This window comes from Pseudomonas sp. MF09156, from assembly GCF_059862305.1.
On record NZ_JCBCUR010000001.1, the window covers coordinates 646677 to 667410 of the forward strand.

Annotated in this window: 21 protein-coding genes; all 21 read right to left on the reverse strand. The window is 54.9% G+C overall.

The annotated features are described in order from the left end of the window. Window positions 1–16: 16 nt before the first annotated feature. Window positions 17–2158 (reverse strand): type IV conjugative transfer system coupling protein TraD, encoded by a 2142-nt coding sequence (gene traD, locus AC19YY_RS03020; protein ID WP_236361764.1) that lies wholly within the window; start codon window positions 2156–2158, stop codon window positions 17–19. 3 nt (window positions 2159–2161) lie between these two features. Beyond that, window positions 2162–2572 (reverse strand): HNH endonuclease, encoded by a 411-nt coding sequence (locus AC19YY_RS03025; RefSeq protein ID WP_236361766.1) that lies wholly within the window; start codon window positions 2570–2572, stop codon window positions 2162–2164. A 251-nt stretch (window positions 2573–2823) separates the two neighbouring features. After that, window positions 2824–3327 (reverse strand): integrating conjugative element protein, encoded by a 504-nt coding sequence (locus tag AC19YY_RS03030; RefSeq protein WP_236361768.1) that lies wholly within the window; start codon window positions 3325–3327, stop codon window positions 2824–2826. Then, entirely contained in the window at window positions 3324–3881 is a 558-nt protein-coding gene (locus AC19YY_RS03035; protein ID WP_236361770.1) for a lysozyme family protein, read from the reverse strand. Before AC19YY_RS03035 ends, AC19YY_RS03030 begins: the two co-directional genes overlap by 4 nt. Further along, window positions 3866–4648 (reverse strand): TIGR03759 family integrating conjugative element protein, encoded by a 783-nt coding sequence (locus AC19YY_RS03040; protein ID WP_236361772.1) that lies wholly within the window; start codon window positions 4646–4648, stop codon window positions 3866–3868. The genes AC19YY_RS03035 and AC19YY_RS03040 overlap by 16 nt, the downstream gene beginning before the upstream one ends. A gap of 10 nt (window positions 4649–4658) precedes the next feature. Then, complete coding sequence (locus tag AC19YY_RS03045) at window positions 4659–5372, reverse strand: methyl-accepting chemotaxis protein (protein ID WP_236361775.1); 714 nt, start codon at window positions 5370–5372, stop codon at window positions 4659–4661. Between the two features lie 155 nt (window positions 5373–5527). Further along, the gene (locus AC19YY_RS03050) at window positions 5528–7768 is read right to left on the reverse strand and encodes an SNF2-related protein (RefSeq protein ID WP_236361779.1); all 2241 of its coding nucleotides are present in this window, start codon (window positions 7766–7768) and stop codon (window positions 5528–5530) included. Between the two features lie 106 nt (window positions 7769–7874). Then, window positions 7875–9332 carry a DUF6094 domain-containing protein gene (locus AC19YY_RS03055; protein WP_236361782.1) on the reverse strand — a complete coding sequence of 486 codons (1458 nt, stop codon included), beginning with the start codon at window positions 9330–9332 and terminating at the stop codon, window positions 7875–7877. A 26-nt stretch (window positions 9333–9358) separates the two neighbouring features. Further along, window positions 9359–9958: a hypothetical protein gene (locus AC19YY_RS03060; protein ID WP_236361785.1), complete on the reverse strand. Its 600-nt coding sequence runs from the start codon at window positions 9956–9958 to the stop codon at window positions 9359–9361. Window positions 9959–10034: 76 nt separating this feature from the next. Further along, window positions 10035–10487: a hypothetical protein gene (locus AC19YY_RS03065; RefSeq protein ID WP_236361787.1), complete on the reverse strand. Its 453-nt coding sequence runs from the start codon at window positions 10485–10487 to the stop codon at window positions 10035–10037. Between the two features lie 65 nt (window positions 10488–10552). Beyond that, entirely contained in the window at window positions 10553–11170 is a 618-nt protein-coding gene (locus AC19YY_RS03070) for a DUF3275 family protein (RefSeq protein ID WP_236361790.1), read from the reverse strand. Window positions 11171–11277: 107 nt separating this feature from the next. After that, window positions 11278–11613: a hypothetical protein gene (locus tag AC19YY_RS03075; RefSeq protein ID WP_236361792.1), complete on the reverse strand. Its 336-nt coding sequence runs from the start codon at window positions 11611–11613 to the stop codon at window positions 11278–11280. Window positions 11614–11725: 112 nt separating this feature from the next. Then, a complete protein-coding gene (locus tag AC19YY_RS03080; protein WP_236361794.1) occupies window positions 11726–12043 on the reverse strand; it encodes a hypothetical protein in 318 nt (105 codons plus the stop codon). Window positions 12044–12156: 113 nt separating this feature from the next. Next, entirely contained in the window at window positions 12157–12684 is a 528-nt protein-coding gene (locus tag AC19YY_RS03085; protein WP_236384471.1) for an STY4534 family ICE replication protein, read from the reverse strand. Window positions 12685–12780: 96 nt separating this feature from the next. Continuing rightward, the gene (locus tag AC19YY_RS03090; protein ID WP_236362502.1) at window positions 12781–13053 is read right to left on the reverse strand and encodes a hypothetical protein; all 273 of its coding nucleotides are present in this window, start codon (window positions 13051–13053) and stop codon (window positions 12781–12783) included. Window positions 13054–14593: 1540 nt separating this feature from the next. Then, the gene (gene pilM, locus AC19YY_RS03095) at window positions 14594–15034 is read right to left on the reverse strand and encodes a type IV pilus biogenesis protein PilM (RefSeq protein ID WP_236384474.1); all 441 of its coding nucleotides are present in this window, start codon (window positions 15032–15034) and stop codon (window positions 14594–14596) included. Between the two features lie 190 nt (window positions 15035–15224). Beyond that, entirely contained in the window at window positions 15225–16553 is a 1329-nt protein-coding gene (gene pilV, locus AC19YY_RS03100; protein WP_236361971.1) for a shufflon system plasmid conjugative transfer pilus tip adhesin PilV, read from the reverse strand. After that, window positions 16543–17484: an ATPase, T2SS/T4P/T4SS family gene (locus tag AC19YY_RS03105; RefSeq protein WP_236361969.1), complete on the reverse strand. Its 942-nt coding sequence runs from the start codon at window positions 17482–17484 to the stop codon at window positions 16543–16545. Before AC19YY_RS03105 ends, pilV begins: the two co-directional genes overlap by 11 nt. Window positions 17485–17495: 11 nt before the next feature. Further along, on the reverse strand, window positions 17496–18011 hold the full coding sequence (locus AC19YY_RS03110) for a type 4 pilus major pilin (protein WP_236361967.1): 516 nt from the start codon (window positions 18009–18011) through the stop codon (window positions 17496–17498). 33 nt (window positions 18012–18044) lie between these two features. Beyond that, entirely contained in the window at window positions 18045–19184 is a 1140-nt protein-coding gene (locus AC19YY_RS03115) for a type II secretion system F family protein (RefSeq protein ID WP_236361965.1), read from the reverse strand. Then, window positions 19174–20733 carry a GspE/PulE family protein gene (locus tag AC19YY_RS03120; protein ID WP_236361963.1) on the reverse strand — a complete coding sequence of 520 codons (1560 nt, stop codon included), beginning with the start codon at window positions 20731–20733 and terminating at the stop codon, window positions 19174–19176. The genes AC19YY_RS03115 and AC19YY_RS03120 overlap by 11 nt, the downstream gene beginning before the upstream one ends. Window position 20734 lies beyond the last annotated feature (1 nt).

A 20734-nucleotide genomic window follows, 5' to 3' on the forward strand; every position in this document is an offset into this window, starting at 1 on the left:
CCTTACTCCTTCAGGCCTATGCGGCTTTTCCGTTGTTGGCCATCTGACGGAAGTCATCTACCAGGTCATCAGGAAGCGATTCATTCAACGCCTCATATCCCGGCACTTGCCACCAGTCGCTGCTGGTACCGGATCCTTTGCGCATACCTTCAACCAAGGCCTGAAGATCCTTGGGCATGACTTCATCGGGATCGCTTGCCGGCAACGGCATACGAATCTTCCACAGGTTGCCGCCCTCGATCAGGGCAAAGCATTGCCCCTTAGGCAGCGCAACCACGTGCGCCGGCTCGATCATCGGTACGCTGACGCTTTGGATCTGGTCGTGAGTGTTGGAGGTGAAAGCGGCCTTGCCGTTGATTGCGTCATTGGCGCTGCTGGCCGGGGTGCTGGTAAACACCTGTACCTTCGGCAATTGGTTGGTCAGCAGTTCGGCGGTGGCGGTTTCGCGCACACGCAACATAAACAGGTTGTTGAAGTTACCTATAACCTGGCCAGCCTTCGCGCGGTTGCCAATCTTTGCCTCAATATCGCTCATAGTCTGGGTATAGGCGGTGACCTGCATGCCGGCGCCGCCGCCTTTGTTGATCATCGGAATGAACTCATCGCCCATCAGTTCGTTGAATTCGTCAGCATGCACGTTGATCGCTACCTTGGTGCCGGAGGCCCCGGGTAAACCGTCATCGATGCCGAACTTGTAGATGTGGCCCGCGACTGACACCAGGTCGCTGAACATCGAGTTGCCCACCGCTGCAGCCACCTCCGTGTCGGACAAGGCGTCAAGACCGACATAGACCACTGCACGTTTACGGATGACCTGCATCCAGTCGAAGATGGGGCGTGGATCCTCAAGGTCCATGTAGTCAGGAGACAGCAGCTCTGCGATACGCCCCGTGGTCAGTTTTTCCAGCAGTGGTAGCAGACTGGCGACGATCTTGTCGAAATAGGTTTTGTCATAACGCACAGCTGATCGCAGGCCCTCCATCACAGGGTCGGAGATGCGTTTCTGAGTGAGGTACATGTCCAGGGCTATCACGCGCAGTGGGCGATCCTTCATGGCAAAGCTGAGGTTCTTACGATCGATCTTGCCTTCGACCTCAACGATGGATTGCCAGGCTTTGGGATCATGCTCAGAAAAGTATTTCTGTGCGTACTCAATGAACAGCGCATCAATGTTGGTCACATGTTTGAGGATCTGCTCGTAGTCCGGTCGACGTCCGAGGGCCACCAAAGCGCGCGCGATGATGTTGACGAAACGCCAAGCAAACTCGCGGAACGCTGCCGAGTTGCCTTCTCCCGACAGTTGACCGGCAATACGGGTGGCCACTTCCGAGATCCGACCAAATCGGCCAACGGCGTTGTAGCGGGCGGAGTGGTCAGGCCAGCCCAGATGGAACACGTAGAATTCATCCAGTCGACCTGCGCGTTTGCATTCGATGTACATGCGCTTGAGCAGGTCAGCATCGCCTTTGGGGTCGAAGACAATCACGACTTCACGGTCTTTTTTGCGAATACGCCTGATGTCCTGGGTGATAAACAGTTCGGCCAGCCGGGTCTTGCCCACCCGCGTAGTGCCCAGTACCAGGGAGTGTCCAACCCGTTCACCCAATGGCAGGCTGACGTCACCTTCGCTCGGCTCTATACCGTGTAAGCGCGGTAAGCCTCCGACGGGTGGAAGTGGCCTCGCTGGATTAATAGCGACGTTCCACGAGGTGGCCTTGGTCAGCAGCTTGATCGGAAAGGGGGCGAACTCCAATCGCTCCTCAACACGCCGCGCTGAGGTATAGATCGAGGTTGGCTCGACATACTCGGCGTATTTGGGGAGATAGGTGTCCATCAACCGCTGGGTATGTTTTTGAGTCCAGCGAAAGCCTTTACCGATAAACAGCCGCTCATTACTGACCGGAATATCTTTGCTGGTCATCGTGTAGTGGGGCAGGCGTCGAATATTACGTCGGTAACGCAACACCACCAGGACCTGTTTCAGACGAACAAACCCAAGACCCAAAAATCCTATAGCGGCAATCACTCCGAATAAAGGCGTCAGAGCAAACGCCCAAGGCGCGAAAATACAAAGCAGTGCTGCAGCGACGCAAACACAAACTGTATAAAGTTCGACGGCAGGGCGTAGTAACGATTCAATGGTGTAGGAGCTGGCCATGTTTCACTTCCTTTGATTGACAGGGCTCAGCAGCCCCACTGTTTCGAAATGGAAAACGACAGACTTGCCTGTCTCAACGATCAGCCCATAGGACTTGGCCAGGCGGTAAATGGGGTGGTAGCTATTGAGTGACTTGACGTGTCCGGCAAGGCGCTCTCGCCAGATTTCCAGCGGCATCGCTGCCTTGCTCAAGTTGCACGGCACGCACGCGGGCATCATGTTGCCGATGGCGTGGTTCTCTGGCCGCCCCAAAACGATGGCGCCGGTGTACTGGCCGTTCACCCGCTCAGGTTCTCGCCATACTGCTTCCATGTGGTCGGCATGCCACCGACCACCCAGCGGCACACCGCAGTATGCGCACCGGCCCGCGAATTTAGCGTGAAGCTCGGAGCGTTGCTTCTTGGTCAGCTTCATGGGGCCGGGATCCTCCTTTTACTCGTGATGATGAATGGGCCAACTCTTGTCTCACTCGCTCAACTTCCACGGGCAGGCACTCTATCAGCCGCTGACACACCGCTACCTCGTCACCGGGTGCGCGGGCAATGACGGCCCCCCCATAGAGCTTGACCACATAGCTGACCTGTTCAAAAAGCAGCTGGCCTGCTCGCGAGTCAGCCGGTTGCTTGATGACTAAGGTGATATGCGTAGGGGCGTCCATGTCATGGTTACTGCTGGATCGTTGTGGCAGTGATCAGCAGCGGGTAGTGCTTGATTCCCAGGCGCTGTGCCAGATCATTTGAAGGAGCAGGGACCATCTGAAGCCCCCCTGCCCAACGTTGAACTTCGGCAAATCGTTCGGCGCTGGTGACGTTAACCACAAGGCCAACGGCGTTCAGTTGCTGCAGTTGTTCGCGGCGTTGCGATAGCCAGGCCCTGGAGCTTTCATCGTCGCCTACAAGAAACAAGGGTTGCAGGCCTGGTGCATTGATTACCCGGCCCTGGACCTGCCCGGGTGTCAGTTGGTCAGAGTGCACTGGAAATGAGCCTTGCCCACGCACTCCCACGTTTTCCAGTGATGCGGATTGCGCGGTAGGTTCTGGCGCCAAGTCTTGGTAGTAGGGCAGGGCGGAAACACCGCCACGGTCCTCAACCACAATCAATGAGCGGGCATGCACCACCATGGGTGAGGCCAAGCACAGCAAAATCACGAGATTCAGTAAGCTATTCATGGATTATTCGCCATCAGGTTGATGCCGGTGACCCGGCTAAGGTGTTTGGCAAATGCGCGGCGGTAGCGAGCTGCGGGTTGGCCCCCGGCCGGACGGTGGTAGCGGCCAGCAGCTGTTATCCAGTCGCCGCCTTTGGCTTTTTGCTCTGCGAGGATCTGGGCAGTAACCGAAAGGTTTTTGTATGGATCTAGCCCTTCGCAGGGATGGGTGTATCGGTGGCCGTTGGCACCGATGTTGGTTTGCCCCAGACCAACGTCGACCCGATGGGGGCCTGCGATCTGAATGGCGGTCAACAACGCTTTGCACGCATCGTTGCGGGTCGCAAAGCGGTAACCGGCGCCGGCAACATTCAATGTCCAGGGCCAGGGCACGATCTGGCCGCGAAGTCGGGTTCCGCTCTCCTGTAGGGCGACGGAGTACAGCACTTCGGACGGAACGCCGGCAGGTAGGGCAATCAATTGATAAGCAGGTGGCGGCACCTCGGCACCGTTAGCAAGTGCCGTGCTGAGCAGTAGGCCGCCAGCCAATGCTGCGCGAATTACTGACGCTGCCATTGTCCATTCACCTCTCGCACCATGGCTGGTAGATCGCCGCCGAGTCCAAGGCCAAGCCAGCGGCCGGCATCGTGATTCAGTGTGATCTGGCGGTTGCGCACGCTGGTCGGCTCGACACCTGCCAGAATGGCCCAACGGCGAATCTTCTCGTCATCACCCTGGCTACCGACGAAATACAGGTCAAAGGACTGTTTTTGGGTCTGTAGATCTTTCACCTTGGCGATACAAGTCGTGCAGCTGTCTTGAACGAAAACGGCTAATCGACCGGTGCCTTTGAGGGAAGTTACCGCACCTGTGCCCGCTGAGGGTGCCGGATTGGATGATATTTGGATGACTTTTTCATTGGGGTATAGGCGGGCGAAGGCTTGGTCATAGGCCTTCTGGTAAGCAAGCTCCTTATCTATACGCTGTCGCTCGGCCTGCACTTGCAGTTCTGCGTAACGCCGGCGTTCCTCCTCCGACTTGGCCTCGATACCCAGTGCGGTCAGAGGGTCCAAGCCTGGCGAATAAATCCCCCGAGGGCCGTCCATCACCGTTTGATAGCGGGTCCACTCTTGCGGTGTGAGTCCCCACTCGCGGGCGAGCTCTGTCTGGCTGGCTCCTTGAGAGGCGTTCTGGATTTCACTGTTCTGTGTGTTCGAGACGGACGTTGCTTGTCCCGGGGCAGCATGACAAACATAGGCAAACGCAAAGGTTGCCAAGCCAGCAATGATTCGAGAGCGGTTTGTAGGCTTGATTTTTTTCGAAGGGGCTGTAGGGGAGTGCATAAAAGAGGTCCTATTGCGCGACGGTTACGGTTTGCGGTGTTCCGGCTACGTCAAAGCGTGCGGATTTGCCGTCCAGAGCGTTGAGGCGCCAGGCCGTGCCCGCCACCGCGTCACCAGGTCGTATTAGGTAGATCTGGCTTAACTGTGTGCTGCCGGGTGGGGCTACGGACAAAAAGCGCTCACCGCCTCGGTACTCGATACCGACAACGGTGAAGGGCGGCGTCTGAGGTGTAACGATGCTTGTACTAGGCTTTCGGGCAGGAGGTGGTTTGCGGGCAACGGCTTTGGGCTTGGAAGGAGCGATAGGTTGCTTGATCTGGGATTGGCTTAGTTTTAGTTCGTGAATACGGCTATCAAGCGTTTCGACGCTGGCCTTGAGCACTACCAGCTCCCCAGTAGACGCGGCATTTAGTGACAGATCCTTTACTGTTTCGGTCGCTTGCTTTGCATACGCCTGTACGGCATCGATCCGGTTCGACAACGCCTGCTGGCCGGAGCGGAAGTCCTCGTTGGTCACCAGGTGCTTGCCGTCTACCGTGTCCAGCCGCTCATCGACTTTGCCCAGCCGTGCCAGCAGTGCATTCAGCGACTCCTTGTCAGCGGTCGCAGCCATACTGTTGCTGAGCTGAGAGAGTTGATGGTGCTGATAGCCCAGCATGCCTGCCAGAACTACAAGGCAGAGGCTGAGTATCAAAGTGGTTCTAGTCGAGCGTGGTAGGTTCATGAGCGTCCTCGCGCAAAGGCGAAGATACCCTCTCAAACCCACCACTTGGGTGCAGCAGGAAATAGGTTTTCCACTGCGTATGGTTTTTGGTGCGTCGAGCTGGTCGACGGTAAATTGAGTCGTTGAAAAAAGGCCACCCGAAGGTGGCCGCCGAACTATGAAGCAATGAGTTGTCTTGCGAGTGCCATCTCAACCGAATCCCCATCCTGGTTCAGCGAGTCGAGACCAGACTCTGGAACGTCTCCAGACGTGCTTTGAGCCACAGCAATTTTTTTGGCCATCAGCTGCAGACACGTAATCTGAGAGCTGCCAGCATAGCCAAAGAAAAGCACACGCACTGGATGCTTCTGCCCAATCCGCCATGACCGTCTAGCTGCCTGTTGTAGCGTGTAGACGTTGTAGCCGGTCTGTAAGAACACAATGGTCGGAAAGTCGAGCAAATCCAACCCCGTCTTTACCAACTCCGGGTTGGTGATCAGCACGTCGATCCCTCTGTCCACCTGGTCGAGGATCCAATCCTCGCGCCTAGCGGTATCCACGGACGCCCTCAACACCGCTACCTTCAAACCGGCCTGTTCCAGCAGCCTTTTTAGGCGTGAAGTGGTGTCACGAGTGCCGCTGTACACGGTGTAGACCAGGACCTTGCGGCCTTTGGCTTTTTCCGCGAGACACAGATCGAGTAGCGCCTGTTCCTTGGGCATGCGTTGTTCATCTGCAAAGATCGACGGCACGAAGGCCAGCGTGTCCTTGCTACGTGGATGTTTGACGATCTCGGGCCGAAAGCAGCAGTCCGGCCAGGCCAGCAGCACGTTGAGCACGACCCCCAGCAGGGTGGTGTCTCGACGAGTCAGTGCCTGACGAAGTTCCTGTGTCAATTTTCCTGCTAGCTGCTGATAGGCCGAAGCCTGTTCTGCAGACATGGCGATGTCGATGAACTCTTCTTGGTACGCCGGCAACACGTTGCCACCGATATCCTTGAGCTTCAGGAACACGGTAAACGGCAGTACAAAACGGTGAATGCCTTTTGGGCCAAAGCCTGGGGCTTTTACCGTCCGCACTGAGAGTTTTTTACCCTTAGAGGTTTTGTGCGACTCGTTGTCCCGCTCGGTGTAGATGTCCTTCAACACGCCATGATCGCGCATGAACGACATCGCGGCCGGAGCCATACTTCCGCGCGCATTGGGTTTATATCCGTCCTCGATCATACGCCGGGTAAGAATCCGGAACAGGAGGTAGAACAGGTCGTCGGCATAACCGCCCATGAGGGTGCCGGTCAGCAGCACGGTTTTACGTGCTTTCGCTGCCAGTACTCCCATGGCCTGGCCCTGGGCCGAACCACTGTTCTTGTACTCATGTCCCTCGTCCACGACCAGCAGATCAAAATACCCATCTGGTAATTGCCTCTTGATGAACTCTGTAGGTTGATAGCCGCCCTCACCAAAACCGAACTCGATGTTGGCCATCGCGCGCTCCATGCGCTTGGCCTGGCGGTCGCTAAAGATGAAGTTGCCCTGAGCATCCATCAGATTGATGAACTCACTGACGTTGTCGATCAGCATCGAGGCGAGAAAATCTTCCCCGAAGTCATTCAACAAGCGGTCTGCACGCACAGGGCCAATGGTCGGAATGCGGCACATTGATTTGAGTATGGTTGCACGGCGGGTTCCGTTTTCAGCTTTGCCTGGGCGCATCAGCGTCCAGAGTGGGCCTTGGCAATGAGGGCAGCTTCGACGGCGTTCCTCTCGGTAAAACTCCTCGACGCTGATCCGGTTGCCTTCTGGATCCTCCAGAAGATGGCCGCAGCCTGGGCAGCTTGCAAATTGGTGTCCGCTGCCAGAGCGACGTGGCCAACATACTGGACGCCAGTGGAACCCCATTCTCATACGGACACGCCCGAGGATGAAGAACTCTTGCCGACCATCATAAGGATCACCCAGTTGATCCCGCAGTTTAAGCAGCTTGACCAGAGTATCGGGTCCGTTGAGTACCCAAACGCGTGCGGCCGGGATGGTTTCAAGAATCTCCCGTCGCCACTTGTAAACCAAGTGAGGGGGAGAGACGACTAAGGTACGGCGATAGCCCGCGTTGTGCATGACGGCCGCTACTGCAATGGCCATCATGGTTTTCCCAGTACCCATTTCGGCATTAATGACGGCTGCTTGCTCGTTGCGATCTAGCAATAACGCCGCAACGGCTTGCACCACCTCGGCCTGCGCGGGGAAGGGTTGACGCTTGAGTCCATCCATTACCCGTTGTCGGGCTTGGTTGATGTGACCGGCATAGACCGGTGGGTTAGATCGGTTCAGTGAGTCCAGCAGTTCATCACCAAATTCGTCGATGAATTCGGTCAAACCGATGGTCATGGGTGAAAACGAGGTGTGTGAGAGGTCGTTCATGGCTGTTTCTCCAGTAGGAATGAAACAGGGCATGCACGACACCCTTATGGGTATGGTGAATACCCTGCGGGTTGGATAGGGGAATCCCCTATGTGGTTGTGTTGAGTCAGTAGTCCGATGGCAACAACAAGGTCGTTACGCTGCGGTCCGCCTCGGTGATGATCCAGAGCCGGGTTTCATCGCCGGCGCTGATGTCGTAACTGGAGAACAAACGCTCCCCAGAGGTCAGAGCCCGTTGGTTACTGTTCCAGTCTTCTTCGGGCAGTTCTCCCCAGTCACCGGAGAAATGCCGCCGCAAGTAAGTGCTTGGATCGAGGTGTCCATGCTCCACTAAGTGGTGCACCGACTGAGTCAGCACCAAGCGGCCAGGTTCAAAGGTCTCCCGTGGCGGGGTGGTTAATGTTGGCTGTGCCACCGCCTCATCAGGTTCATGCGGCGTATCCGCCGATGAACTGATGGTGACCACGCGGCCTTGGTTGGCAGAGCCTGGCGTCATGTCCCATGCCCGGATGATGGGTACGAAACGATCGGTCAGGATCCTTACCTCGGACACATTGCCATCCTGGTCTTCGGTGAACTCGGTCTTGCGGACCTTATCTTTGTAAGTATCGCCCTTGAGTACCAGCACCCTGCCGGACTTTGAGGTCACTACACCCGATATCGCGCCGGCAGCCAGGGCTAATGCCAGGTGCCAACGGGAGAGTTCACGCACAGGTGGGCGTGGCTGAACCCCGGTTTGACCAAAGTGCAGGGCGAAGTCTGGCCACATGCCTCGAAGCCGTTTAACCTCCTCGTTGAGCTGTTCAGGTTCCAGACTGATACGGTAGAAATGCTCCAAGTCGTTGGCTACTGGAAGAACCCTGTAGGGCTCCCAAGGCCAACTGCTTGGTAGCACTTCGGCACTCAGCGTACCGGCGCCGATGGCCTGAAGGCGTGCACGTATGGATTTGACATCCTGTGATCGAGCCAGGTCCTGGCGCCGTATACGGATGCCGAAGATCACCACCTGTTTAAAGGTTGGATCGGCTGCGCTGTAGATCCGCAGCTCAGTAAAGTGATTGCACAGCCATCCGCACAGTTCGTCGTCCAGAACATAGTGCGGAACAATGAACACCAGCACGCCGCCGTACTGCAACAGAGGAAGAGTCCGTTGATAGAACATCTTCTCCAGGCGCCGACGACCGTTACCTTGGTACTGTGAGGCACCAGCGTGATCAGCGACCAGGTCGCCGTAGGGTGGGTTGAGCCAGAGCAGACCGAAGGCCTGGCGACTGATCATGGTGTCCATCAGGTCGCTGTGCAGCACACGATCCAGCAACGTCTTGCAGTGGTCGGCACGCTCCTGATCGTACTCGACCGCATAAGTCTCTACGTGGTCACGTCCTAGTGCATGAGCGGCTTCAGCCAAAGCAACCCCTTCGCCGGCACAAGGATCGAGGATTCTCATTGTGCCGGTTGGAGGGGCTGCCAACGCTTGTAGCGTGCGCTCCAGAGTGGTTTCGTCGGTTGGGTAGTAGCCGTTGCGCGCAAAATTGCGTGCCAGGCGTGGGAACATCAAGGCCATGGTGGGCTCCAGAGTATAAGTTGCGCTCAAGAATGAGCGTGAGTTGAGAGCTGCCCCTGGCGAATGAGATCGCCCAGAGCAGGTTCAAGTACGTCCAGTTGCAACGACAAACGCCAGACCGTGCAAGCGCCAAGCGTTCCCGGAAGGGATTGCAGCATGTCGTTTTGATTGAGTACGTCCATGACCGGTGCTTGCCAGTGAGGCAGTAGCGGTAACGGACAGGTGTCGATGATCAGCGGCCACAGCCTTTGATGAGGTGACTGCCCGCTCTCAAGCAAGGCGTAAGCGAAGTGGTTTGCCCGGTCGGGCTGAGCGCAACGCCGGTCGAACAGCCAAAGGTGAACCAGGCTGCCAAACAACGTCCCGCGTAATTGGCGGGTAGTGCGTTTTTCCAGCATGTCGATGTTGGGAAAGACCGGAAGGCTTCGACCATCAACGATGATGTGAAACTGGCTTAGACCATTCTCGGAAGAACCGAGGGTTAATCTGGCCAGAAACTCCTGCAGCGCCGTGTCACGTCCCCAGGCGGAGAGAAAGACTAGGTTGCGCTGCTCGTCGCAGGCGCAGGCATCAACATACAGGTCAGGGCACTCTTCAAGCTGAAAGAGTTGGGTGGAGTTAGGCATGTGAACCTCCTTAACGGAGGGGAACCCGCCCCGAGGAGCGGTTTTGCCCCTCGTGGGTACATTGCGGTGGTGTGATTTAGCGATTTACTGCCTGGATTTGAAGGTGGTTGATTTTGGTGCTGAGCGCCTCAAGGCGTTCAACCCGCTCACCCGTACCCTCTTCATTTCGGCAGTAATCCCAAATGTCTTGTATCTGGTTGGCAATCGCGTCACTTAGGTCGGTGAGTTCATCAGTACTGAACACGTTGTGACCCAGATTAAGCTCGGGTTCGTGAGGCTTGAACACCTTGGCTTCTGGGTCAAAAGAGACGGGGTTGTCTTGATACAAAGGACTTTGTCCTATCAGGAATATCTGCCCTAGATAGCGAGGACGAAGGGCAATGGCTGCATCAGCCTGTTCGGCCGTCAGACCGAGCTCTTCGATGAAGAAATCCCACAGTTCCTCGTTCGTGGATACCTCGTTATTGGCGAGTTGATCCTCGACGTTGTCCAGGATGGCGGTAGTCAGGGTGTTGAAGATTGGGTTCATGTAATGCTCCGTCAATATGAAGGAGCGCCCATGAGGGAGCCCCTCAAGGGTGGGTGTTGAAACAATCAGAAGCTGGAGAGCGTCCAGACCTGTAATTTAAAGTCCAGCACATAGCCAAGCTCGCCGAGGCGAGTGCATTGCAGGCGTAAGCGCTGACGGTCAACAGTGGTATCCAATTTAACCATCTCGTCCAGTGGCCAGATCGTGCCAAATAGCGCAGCGTCTTGCTCTGCGTTGTTTGCCGAACTGGGCGGTGCCATCCCAAAGGGAGCATCTTCCGCTGATAACGGTTTGTTTGCGTTGCTCACAGCCGCTGCAGCGGTCAGCGTTTTGCGCTGTTGCAGAGGTTTTGTTTGAGTTGAAGAGGGTTCTTCATCTATAGGGTCTGGTTCGCTCGGTGAGAGCTTGGCGGCGTCTTCCGCCGTCAAGTTGTCTACATCGTCGAGGCTCATGCTTTCAAGCTTCGCACGAATCTCGACCACAAGCCGACCTGATGTTGAGTAGTACGAGGGACGGATTTCCGTGATGAGGAAATCACCGCGGTACTTGCCTTCATCGTACTGATCGAGGAGCGCGTCTTTGATGACGAACTCGCCGATTGAGGTTGAAAGCCGTCCGACGTTGAACTCGCCATTGCGGCCGCTGATAGTGCGGATGGCCAGTTGGCCTGGGATATTAATCATGGGCAGCTCCACACTGCTGTTGGGCTAATGTTGCGAGGGTGTTACTCGCACAATGAAAAAAGCCCGACAGATGTCGGGCTTGGGGTAGTGCTGTGAATTTAGAAGGTCTATGGGCAGGAGGTATGGGTTTCTTCCTTAAGTGAGATGTACAGATAGAAAACGCCAGGTGGCGATTCTATGCGGTCAAGTTTTAGGTCCAGCCAGACTCGATCTGAATTATTGCCAGCAGGCAGCAATCGATAGAGGCCGAAATGGATTTGAGTACAGTCAGGCTGCATATGCAGTTCTCGGTAGGCCTCCAGGACGACATCGCCCAGCCGATCACTGATCACTGCTGTATCATGAGGGTTTTCAATATGTACGGCTTCTTGCCAAGCCTGGGGCGTTAAGACGACCGGAAGCTTCAGCAGGTCAGACGGTACGCTGTTAATGGTGTTTTGCATGGTTAACTCCAGGTGCGAAAAACCACCTGGCCCGTCCGGGACGTGGTTTCCCGTTGGGTGTGTTTATGATGTATCAGAGTCAGCGTGAAGAGCAGTCAGCGTTCTTGGCGTGTTAGTAATCGTCGGGATCTTCAGGTTCCGGATCTAAACGATCACGAGCCTCCAAATACTCTTTGAGAAGTCCAAGCTCCGATAAGATCGGGCTAGTCTCTGGCGTGAAATTATTACGATGGTCCATCTCGGCCAACCTGATAACCCCATCCAGAACGTCGAGCCAAAGGTCGGAAGTCAGGACGTAACGCGGGTCATCATGAGTATCGATTGTCACGTTGGTCGGGAGTTGTTTGTCCAGCTCACTGTAAACGCGTGCTTGAACGGCTAAAAGGCCGATCTCGGTCACCAGCGGCAGTCGTTGGGGGTTGTGTATCATGGTGAGTCTCCAAGTTAAGAGAATCATCGTGTCCGAAAGGGAGGTGTTCCCTTCGGACGTTGTAAATGAAAGGCACCCGATGGGTGCCTTGTAATCGAGTGAGTCAAGATGCCTTACGCTGCTGTTTCAGCGGGCATTTGCTTAGGTTGTTCCTCAGCAACTGGCTCGGAGGGTACTTCGCTTTCGAGCGGTGCTTCTGGGGTCGCTTCACCTTGTTCAGCAGTTGGAGCTACTTCACGAGGTTTGGCTTCATAGACAGTTGCGCCATCCACCTTGATCCAGCCGATAAACAACAGCCGTCCCTTGAGGCTTGCTCCAGCTTGGCCTTGTTTGTCGCCTTTTTCATAGGTAAAAGAATCGGCCCAGATATCACCGATACGGAAGCTCACAAGGACCTTCTTTCCTGCATCAACAGCTGCTTGGCTACGACGAATCAGCTTTTCAGCTTCAGCGCCGACGACGTTGCAATCGATGTAGGAGTATTCGGTGTCATCAGATGAACCGCGCAATGCAGCAACAGCGACGGCCATGAATGGCTTGCTTTTGCCGCGAGGCTTCACTTCACGGATACGGTTGAGATAACCAATACCAGTGGTGTGCAGGTCGAAGAATTTGGCTTCGTTGGTTTGAGTAGTGCTCATGGTGATTCTCCAATTTCGAAAAAGCAGAAAGCGGAGAAACACTTCACCCTTGGGGGAAAGTATTCCCCGCGAGGGTGGGTAGAGCTAGAGGTTTGTTTAGTGCAGGAACTTCAACGAAGCGATCACTACACCAACAGCAGCTGACAACATAAAACCCATGCGGATCGTGATCCTGGAATCAAGTTGCGCGATTCTGGTATCAAGATGGGCGATTTCAGTTTTGAGTTCTGCAGTTGCGGCTGTGAGATCTGCTTTGGTAGCCAAACGTGACAGCATGTCGGTCTCCAAAGCATCAATAACAGCATTAGCTTTCTGTTCCGGGACGTTAATCGAAATCAACGCTTGGTAGAGAGCCAGTTCAGTTTTCATCAGACCTCCAAAAAATTGAAAGGCCTGCCCTGACGGGTAAGGCCCGTCGAGGGTGGGGGAAGGTGCTTCCATCGACTAAGTCGACTGATCGCGCTGCCGGAAGCTATGGCGATCTTGGGAGTGGATCAATGCGGTAAACCGCATCGTAGTCTTGCGGATCCAGACTACTTGGGCATGTTGCTGACGACGTCAGCGATACATGTGCAGATCATGGAAATACAATTGTCAATTGTCAAGCCCCTGCTATAAAAACACTGAGAAGGCCTTCCCAGAGGGAAGGCTTCGTTCAGGGGGGAGCGTTTCTGTTTCAGCAAGTCGCGGGCGCCATTGAGCCTGCCGTTGCCTTCGTGCGTCGTTTACGAGAGGGCTTTTGAACCTCTCGCGTGTTTGCCGTGTACCAAAGGTTCAAATCGACCCCTTTGCGAGCCATTGCCGGTAAGTGATCCATCTCACGGACAACGTGGTCAGGTACACAAGGAGGTGGAAGTAGCCCTTGATTGGGGGCTTGGGAGAGGGCAGCGGTAGACGCAGCGCTGGTTTTCTTCAACGCACTCAGGAATTCCCGAGTGACAGTGCCGAGTGCGAAACCGAGGCCATAAGTGAGTTTGGACATGGTGATTCTCCTGCAGGTTGAGATGCGGAGAAAGCACAGGCCCTGTCGGGGAAGTGATTCCCCGCGAGGTGAGTTGCATTAGGTGCTTCTATCGACGGTTGCCGACCGACCGCGCTACCAGAAGCTCAGCGGTCTTGGGCGGATCAGACACGGTTATCGTGTCGCAGCCTTTAAGATCCTGACTGCCTGGGCATGATGCTGACGACGTCAGCAAGGCACGTTCATATATTCGAAGAGGGATGGGTATGTGTCAAGCGGGGAGGGAAATTACTGGCGGGGGCTATGCAGATTGAACTCAGGGGAAGCTACCGAGGGTAGCTGCGTCAGCAGCTACCCTCGGTAGAAGTAAGACACATCACTCAGAAAAAAATACCACCTGTGAGAGACTGAGGCGTCATCGATCCCTGGGCTGTGATCTGAACGTCTCATTTTCTTCACCTGGCCGATTATCGTGGCTGAGGCCAGCAAACATTAGGCACGCATCCGCGCACAAAAGGAGCCCTGCGTTTCGCCGGCGGGCCACCGGCAGGGAAAAGCAGCTACCAAAGGGTAGCCTGATAATCCTTTGCAAGATCATCAGGCTACCCTTCAAGTGAGCTTTAAAAAGCGTGGGCCACAACACCAGTGTGGCCCTTAGACTAAGGTGCTTCGAACCTCAACAAAGCCCTGTGTGCCTATGAACTCGCAATTCACGAGTTAGACGGCTGCGTGTCTGGCTTGAACAGGGAGACACAGGGAGAGCTTTGAACCAGATCCGCACGCCCTTCCCGGAGCTAAGCGTGCTTTGGGGTTGGTGATGGGGCAAGCCGCATCACCGGGCGCTACTGATGACCGCCAGTAGCCAACGGGGTGGAAACGTTGTTGCGTGCATTATGTTGATAGGCAGGGGGATATGCAACCTGGCGTGCCAAGACGTCCAGCTCGGAGTTAATTGACGGCGACAATTGCACCTTCGGGTACGGCTGGAGGAATTGAAATTCCGGTAGCTCCGGTAACCGGTGAAATTAGCATTCCAGATCGCTTCACACCGACGACTGCCGACTGGGTCAACTCAACTAACGCTGAAGACATACCTGATGGCGCAACACCGTTGAAATAGGTGTAGGTTGTTCCTGCTGCGATATAAGACTCAACGCCAAGTGGTTTGACAAACCAGGCTGGTAGGCTAAGCGCAGAGTCGTTAGGTACTCCACTAAAAGTCGGGTTGGACCGAGCAAATTCGGTTGCTGCGGATCTGTAAACCAGAAAGTTGCGGCTTAGTGAGTCCAATGTTGCGTAATCAAATGCTCGCTGCTCTTGATTTTGAGTTTCAACAGAAACACCGGTGGCTATAATAAGGATCATGAGAATCACCCAGTGCATTGTCATGGTGCGGGCTCCTCGTAGGGTCGGTTCTGCCGTGAAAAATCAGATTTTCGTACGCTATCTATGATACGGATTGTCGTTCTCTTAACCCCTGAATCACGAGGTGTAACTACCCAGTACCTCGTCAGATTTCAGCCCACCCTCAAAATATATTTCCCCGACACGGCAAGGCGCTGACGGTCACGATAGAAACTCAACTTTTGATACACGTCGCGTACAGACTTTGTCCTCGTGGATACACGCTACCGACCGTTGAAACATACCAGTAGCCGTCAGGTCCGATATAAACACGCCCGTTAAAACTGTCATAGTTATTCAAAGATCCGGTATAGAATCCTGATTGAAAGCAGACGCCATCTGACGCCGGAATCATTCTGACCGCTTCGCCAAATCCAGCCGCAAACTCGCCAGCGATAACAATCTTCGAGGCATTGGTTTTCCACACGCCTTGTTGGCACGACAGCATTATTCCCACCGCGCTTTTTGCAATAAGCGTTCGATCACTACACGCTGTACCTTCGGTGGCTAATCCGCCTAAGGACAGGTATTCATTGGTCTGGATTCGATCATAGGCCGTTATCTTTCCGGTGGAACGCATTTCGCCTGCGAGCATCAAACCGCCGGTTGATAGGTTTTTATCGTTATAAATTTGGACCCAGTTTGGGCTATTTTGGTAGATGCCTCCTCCCCATTTTTCGCTATACCAGCCTGTGTCACCACGCGTTCTAAACCAGCCTCCGGTGTAGGTTTCACCTGTGATGTTGGCGGTTGCTGCGTTGATATTAGTGGTGACGGTGACATTACGGGCCGTAACGTCGCCACTGGCATTGACATTACCAGTGGCTGTGATGGTCGCCGCGTTGTTGATGTTGTGATTCCCCATTCCAAGATCTGTGTTCATGACGTTGAGCTCGGGGCGATTAGGCACAGCATTTCGATACAAATAGTCGTTGGCTAAGGCACCATCCATGAGAAAGAGTGCGCTCGCGGTATGTCCTGGGCCGGGGGCCATGGCGTAGTTACTTAGCGCGACCTGCCAGCCGCCCCGTACTCCCTGAACGATATTCGGGTTGGTTTTTGAAATAAAACCACCAGGCCCGCCGAGGTTTTCGGCGATGGCACGAATGCCCATCTCTGGAATTGCCTGCCCACCGGTGGTGACCACGATAGCTTCCAACTGGTTGGGGTTTGGTTTTCGGGCAAGGCCGAAGATGGTTTGTCCGAAAACATTGGTGGGGCTAAAGCCAGCGGGAAGGTAGTTGGTGTTGATCAGCATCGGCACTGTTATCTGAACCGGCACAGTGGCCGACGCGTTGGCCAATACAGTGCTGAAGTTGTCCTTCAGGTACTTGGCTTGAGCTTCGGCGATCGTTCTTTGTTGGTCGGCGGCAATGCGATAATCCTGGGCGTCCATTTGCTTGATTTGCCATACGATGGCAAAGGTCACAACGATGGAAAACACGACCAATCCGATCGCCATGTCCAGGCTCAAGAATCCCCGCTGTTTGTTTTTACTGGTCATTCCAGAGGCTCCTAGATGATTGGTGCGCGATGTCTTGATCGAGCAAGCTGACCTTTCCGGCATGGACTTTTTCCCGGATACCTGGTCCGTCATCGCCCGTGAACAGCAGGCTCTGCAATGTCAGGCGGCGGCTCCCATCAGCCCCCTTCGACAAAGACTGGTGAATGACCGCTACCAGTCCTTTGGAAAGCAGTTCCCGGGCGTTATTGAGTAATGGCTGAGCCAAGGCTGATACGCGCTCAATACCTTGAGTGACGCTGCCGGCATGGCCTGTGCAAATAATGAGATGGCCATTGATGGAGGCCTGAATGACCTGTGCTGCCGTCGAGCTATCGCGAATTTCCCCAACAAACAACAAATCGGCTCTCGTGCGCAGTGCCAGGATCAACGCCTCCTCATAGCCTCCCATACGGCGAGAAACTGGAACTTGAATACAGCGCCCATCACCGTGTCGACCATTCAGATAGGGTTCAGGAGGATCCTCGACGGCTACACAAATTCCTCCCCAGGCCTCAAGACGGGCTTTCACCAGCGATGCAGCGCTGGAGGTTTTCCCTGTGCCCATTTCTCCACAGATAAAGATCAGGCCGTGCACCGTGTCACTCATCAATGCATCTTGGAGATAATCGGGCAGGCCCAACATGTCCAACGGACGGATTTGAACCGAGGACTTGCTCAGGACAAACACTGGTTTGCCGTTTAAGTCCAGCAACTGGGTGACGCGAAGAACCACGCCATCTTCAATCAGAGCGAATTCCGGGTCCTGGGTCGCGACATGCTTTTCCTCACATAGCCCCCGTAAGCGCTCAAGGTCTGCCCGCCATTCGGCGGGCGCTTCAACTCTTCGCGCCTGCCCCGGGAGGCCTTTGGCATCGGCAAACCCGTCGCCTAGGTACAGGTCGACGAATTCAGCATCGGAGATCACGCTCACGCCGTACTCCTCTAGTAAGAAGTCCAGGCGATCGTATTGGCGTCCGAAGAGCAACTGGTCGAAGCCGCTACGGCGCTGATTTCCCCGGCGATGGCAGTACCACCGTTGATTGCCGTCGTCGTCTGTTTGTCCTTTGCCATATTAGAGGCAAGGGTAATGCAAGCAGTTTTGGGGAGATTGGTTTCGGTGATGGTAAAGGTCATTCCATTACTGACCACTGTGACAGAACCGTTCCATCGGTTGGACAAGGTCGTGCCATTTACGCTCATACCGCCGGTAGCTTCGAGGTTGATCAAAGATGGCGTCAAGTTGGTGCCTGCTGTGGCGTAGCCGGTCGTGCTTTTCAGTCTTTTAGCATTGCTCAGCAACGTGCCGAGGTTGCTTTGCTCAATGGTGACGTCCGAGCTTCCGAACGTCCTGTAACCCATGAATACGATGAAACCCAGTGCCACGGCGATCAGCATCAGCCAGAACATCCCATCCAAAGAAAGGAATCCCCGTTGGGCGTGGTGTGTATTTGTTGGCATTTTTTCGTACCTCGTTTTCTGTTTGCGTTTGAGTTAAAGCGTTTCAGTTACGGTGCCCGCCAGCTGGAATATCCCGATCACTACCAGAATCATCATGATTCCCATGGTCATGGAGGATGCTCCGATGAGGGACTTGGCGATTACCTCGACGCGTTGAAGTGTTTGTTCCAACCAGCGGTTGGAAAAACGCTCCATCGATTCGGCAAACCCTTTGCGTGTGGCGAGTACTTCAAGAAAGTGCATGGCCATAGGGTCGGGGAATTCATGACCTGCGAGTTTCAGCGCGGTGCCGAAGTTTTTGCCGGCGCTGACACCGTAGTGGATGGCGCTCAGCCGTTCCTTCAGCCATGGTGAGGCATTGCGCTGCAGAGACTTCAACGCATCGAGCTGGTTGATGCCTGAACGCAACATCACGGCCATGTTAAGAAGGAAGATCGAGCCGTGCAGAGCCTTGTAGACTGACCATGGAGGGAACCTTTCTGCTCGTACCCTCAAGGTCTGGAGGATCTTGTTCAGTTGCAGCTTCCATGACGGGCTGGCAGCGTTGATCTGAAGCCCGCAAAATACTGGTAGGGTTACAATAGAAACCAGGATGAATAAGACCACGCCTATCAATGTCACCAGCCCGTAATGGGTGACGAAGTTCGATAGGGCGTAGAGGAACGCCGGCACGCCTGTCCAGGCTTCGGGATTGGAGCGCTTTGTCATAGAGGGCACCATCCACACGGCGATGACGTACAGCAGCGCCGCCATCACGCTCCACACCACCGACGGGAAAACAGTGGCAGAGGCGACGAGCTTGCTGATCCGTTGGCGTATTTCAATGATCCTCACGCAGTCCCGAAAAGCCTGTACCAGGTTGCCGGTCTCTTCCCCGGACGCGATCAATGAGTTTTCGTCATAAGGAACCCAGCCTTCGCAGGAAACGCTTAACGATTTCCCCCCTTTTACTGATTGCGCGATATCCCGGCAGGCGAGTGATACGGGATGCTGTTTCTGGCCGTTATCACTGAATGCACGGGCCACGGTGAGCAGGGCGTCCTCAAGCGACACGCCATCCTCAAGAATGCCCATGAGGCTTTCATAAAACTGGATTCGTTCGTTCTTACCGAACTGCTTGGCGTAGAAGGTTTCGGCCCAACGCTTCAACGTCCCTCTCAAGTCACTCTGCATGGGCGAGCTCCAGGATTTGTCGGTCAAAGTCCAATGGACCTACCATCATTTCGGCATGACGCGGATCTACTAAGCCTTGTTTGAGCTTGATGATCGTATGAGCGGTCTTGGTGATACCGCCCATTTCCTTCACCCAGTATCGACGTGCTGCACTGGCCCCCTGTTCATTAAAAACACGCATGAAATTGAGGTCGGTGAGGAGTGTTTCCGCAACTGCGGTGCGGCTGATGACGCCTAAGCCTTTGCAGTGTGAACACCCTGGACCTTTCAAATAAGTAAAGTCGATTGCATGCAGGTCGCGCAAGCGCTGGATCAATGCACCGTTGAGCTGGTCCAGATGCGCTGTGGCTGGCACGCGGCAGTGAGAACACAGTTGAGGCAGCAGTGATTGATTCACAACGCTGGTCATTAGGGCCGGGTCAGTGACCAGGTAGCGATCTACACCCATATCGATCAGCCGTTGAAGCCCCGCCACGGCGTTGTTGGTGTGCAGTGTTGAAAGCACCAAGTGACCGGTCATTCCGCCACGGAAAGCTGCTTGGGCTGAGGCGAGATCCCGGATTTCCCCGTACATCAGAATGTCTGGATCCAGCCGCATGGTGTTGGTGATACCGTCGTTCCACGTTTCGCCAGCACCTAAAGGTGACTGGTTGGCCAGGATTGGATACTCAGGCGGATCCTCCATCGTCAAAATGTGTTTTGTGCCACCACACTCTTCATACAGTAGGTTCAGATTGACCTGCTGGGACTTGGATTTCCCGGACCCTGTTGGGCCTGTGATCAGGTTTACTCCATACGGCAAGCTACGGATGCGGCTGAATGCCTCAATTTGCTGGGGAAGAAAACCGAGATCCTCAAACGTCATTTTGGTTTTATCGTCATACAGCAGACGTAAAACCATCAGGGGGCCATCTACGAGCGGCCGGGTGGCGACCCGGGCGCCGAACAAACCGAGTTGTTCCACATAGGCACGCTTTATCCGAGCGTCCTGGCTGACCTGGGGCTGATAGTGATCTTTCGCTACATCGCACATGCTGTTGTAGAGCGACGAACAGAGCTCCATGCCCACCTGGCTCTGATGCTGTTCGGCTTCCCACAAAAGCCCGTGGATACGGAAAAAAATTCGAGTTATATCGTGACCTACGACAAAGTGGACGTCGCTCGCATTACGGCGGTGAGCTTCACCGAGAAGTTGGACCACCTGGGCCTGGCGCTTCGTTTCGGTGGTCGATAGGGCTCCACTATTTACATCTTCATTCGCTTGGTAGAGCGCCTTGATCGTGCTCATCGAGCAGACCTTGACTTCAAAGTGATGATTCTCGTGGTCCAACTGATCCTCGAATGCCATGACATAGGCATCCGTTTGGTGCTGGGCAGAGACGTACAAAATTCCATCGCTGGTCAACGCGCACAGTTGGCGCAGCTCCGGTTTCAGTTCAAACGGTCCTCCAGTGGCCGTTAGCAGTGTCTGGCGCGAGATTAGCAACGCTGCTGCAGACTCATCCGCGCACGGTTCTGTTGTATCCTGCGTTTCAACCAAGGTCGTCATT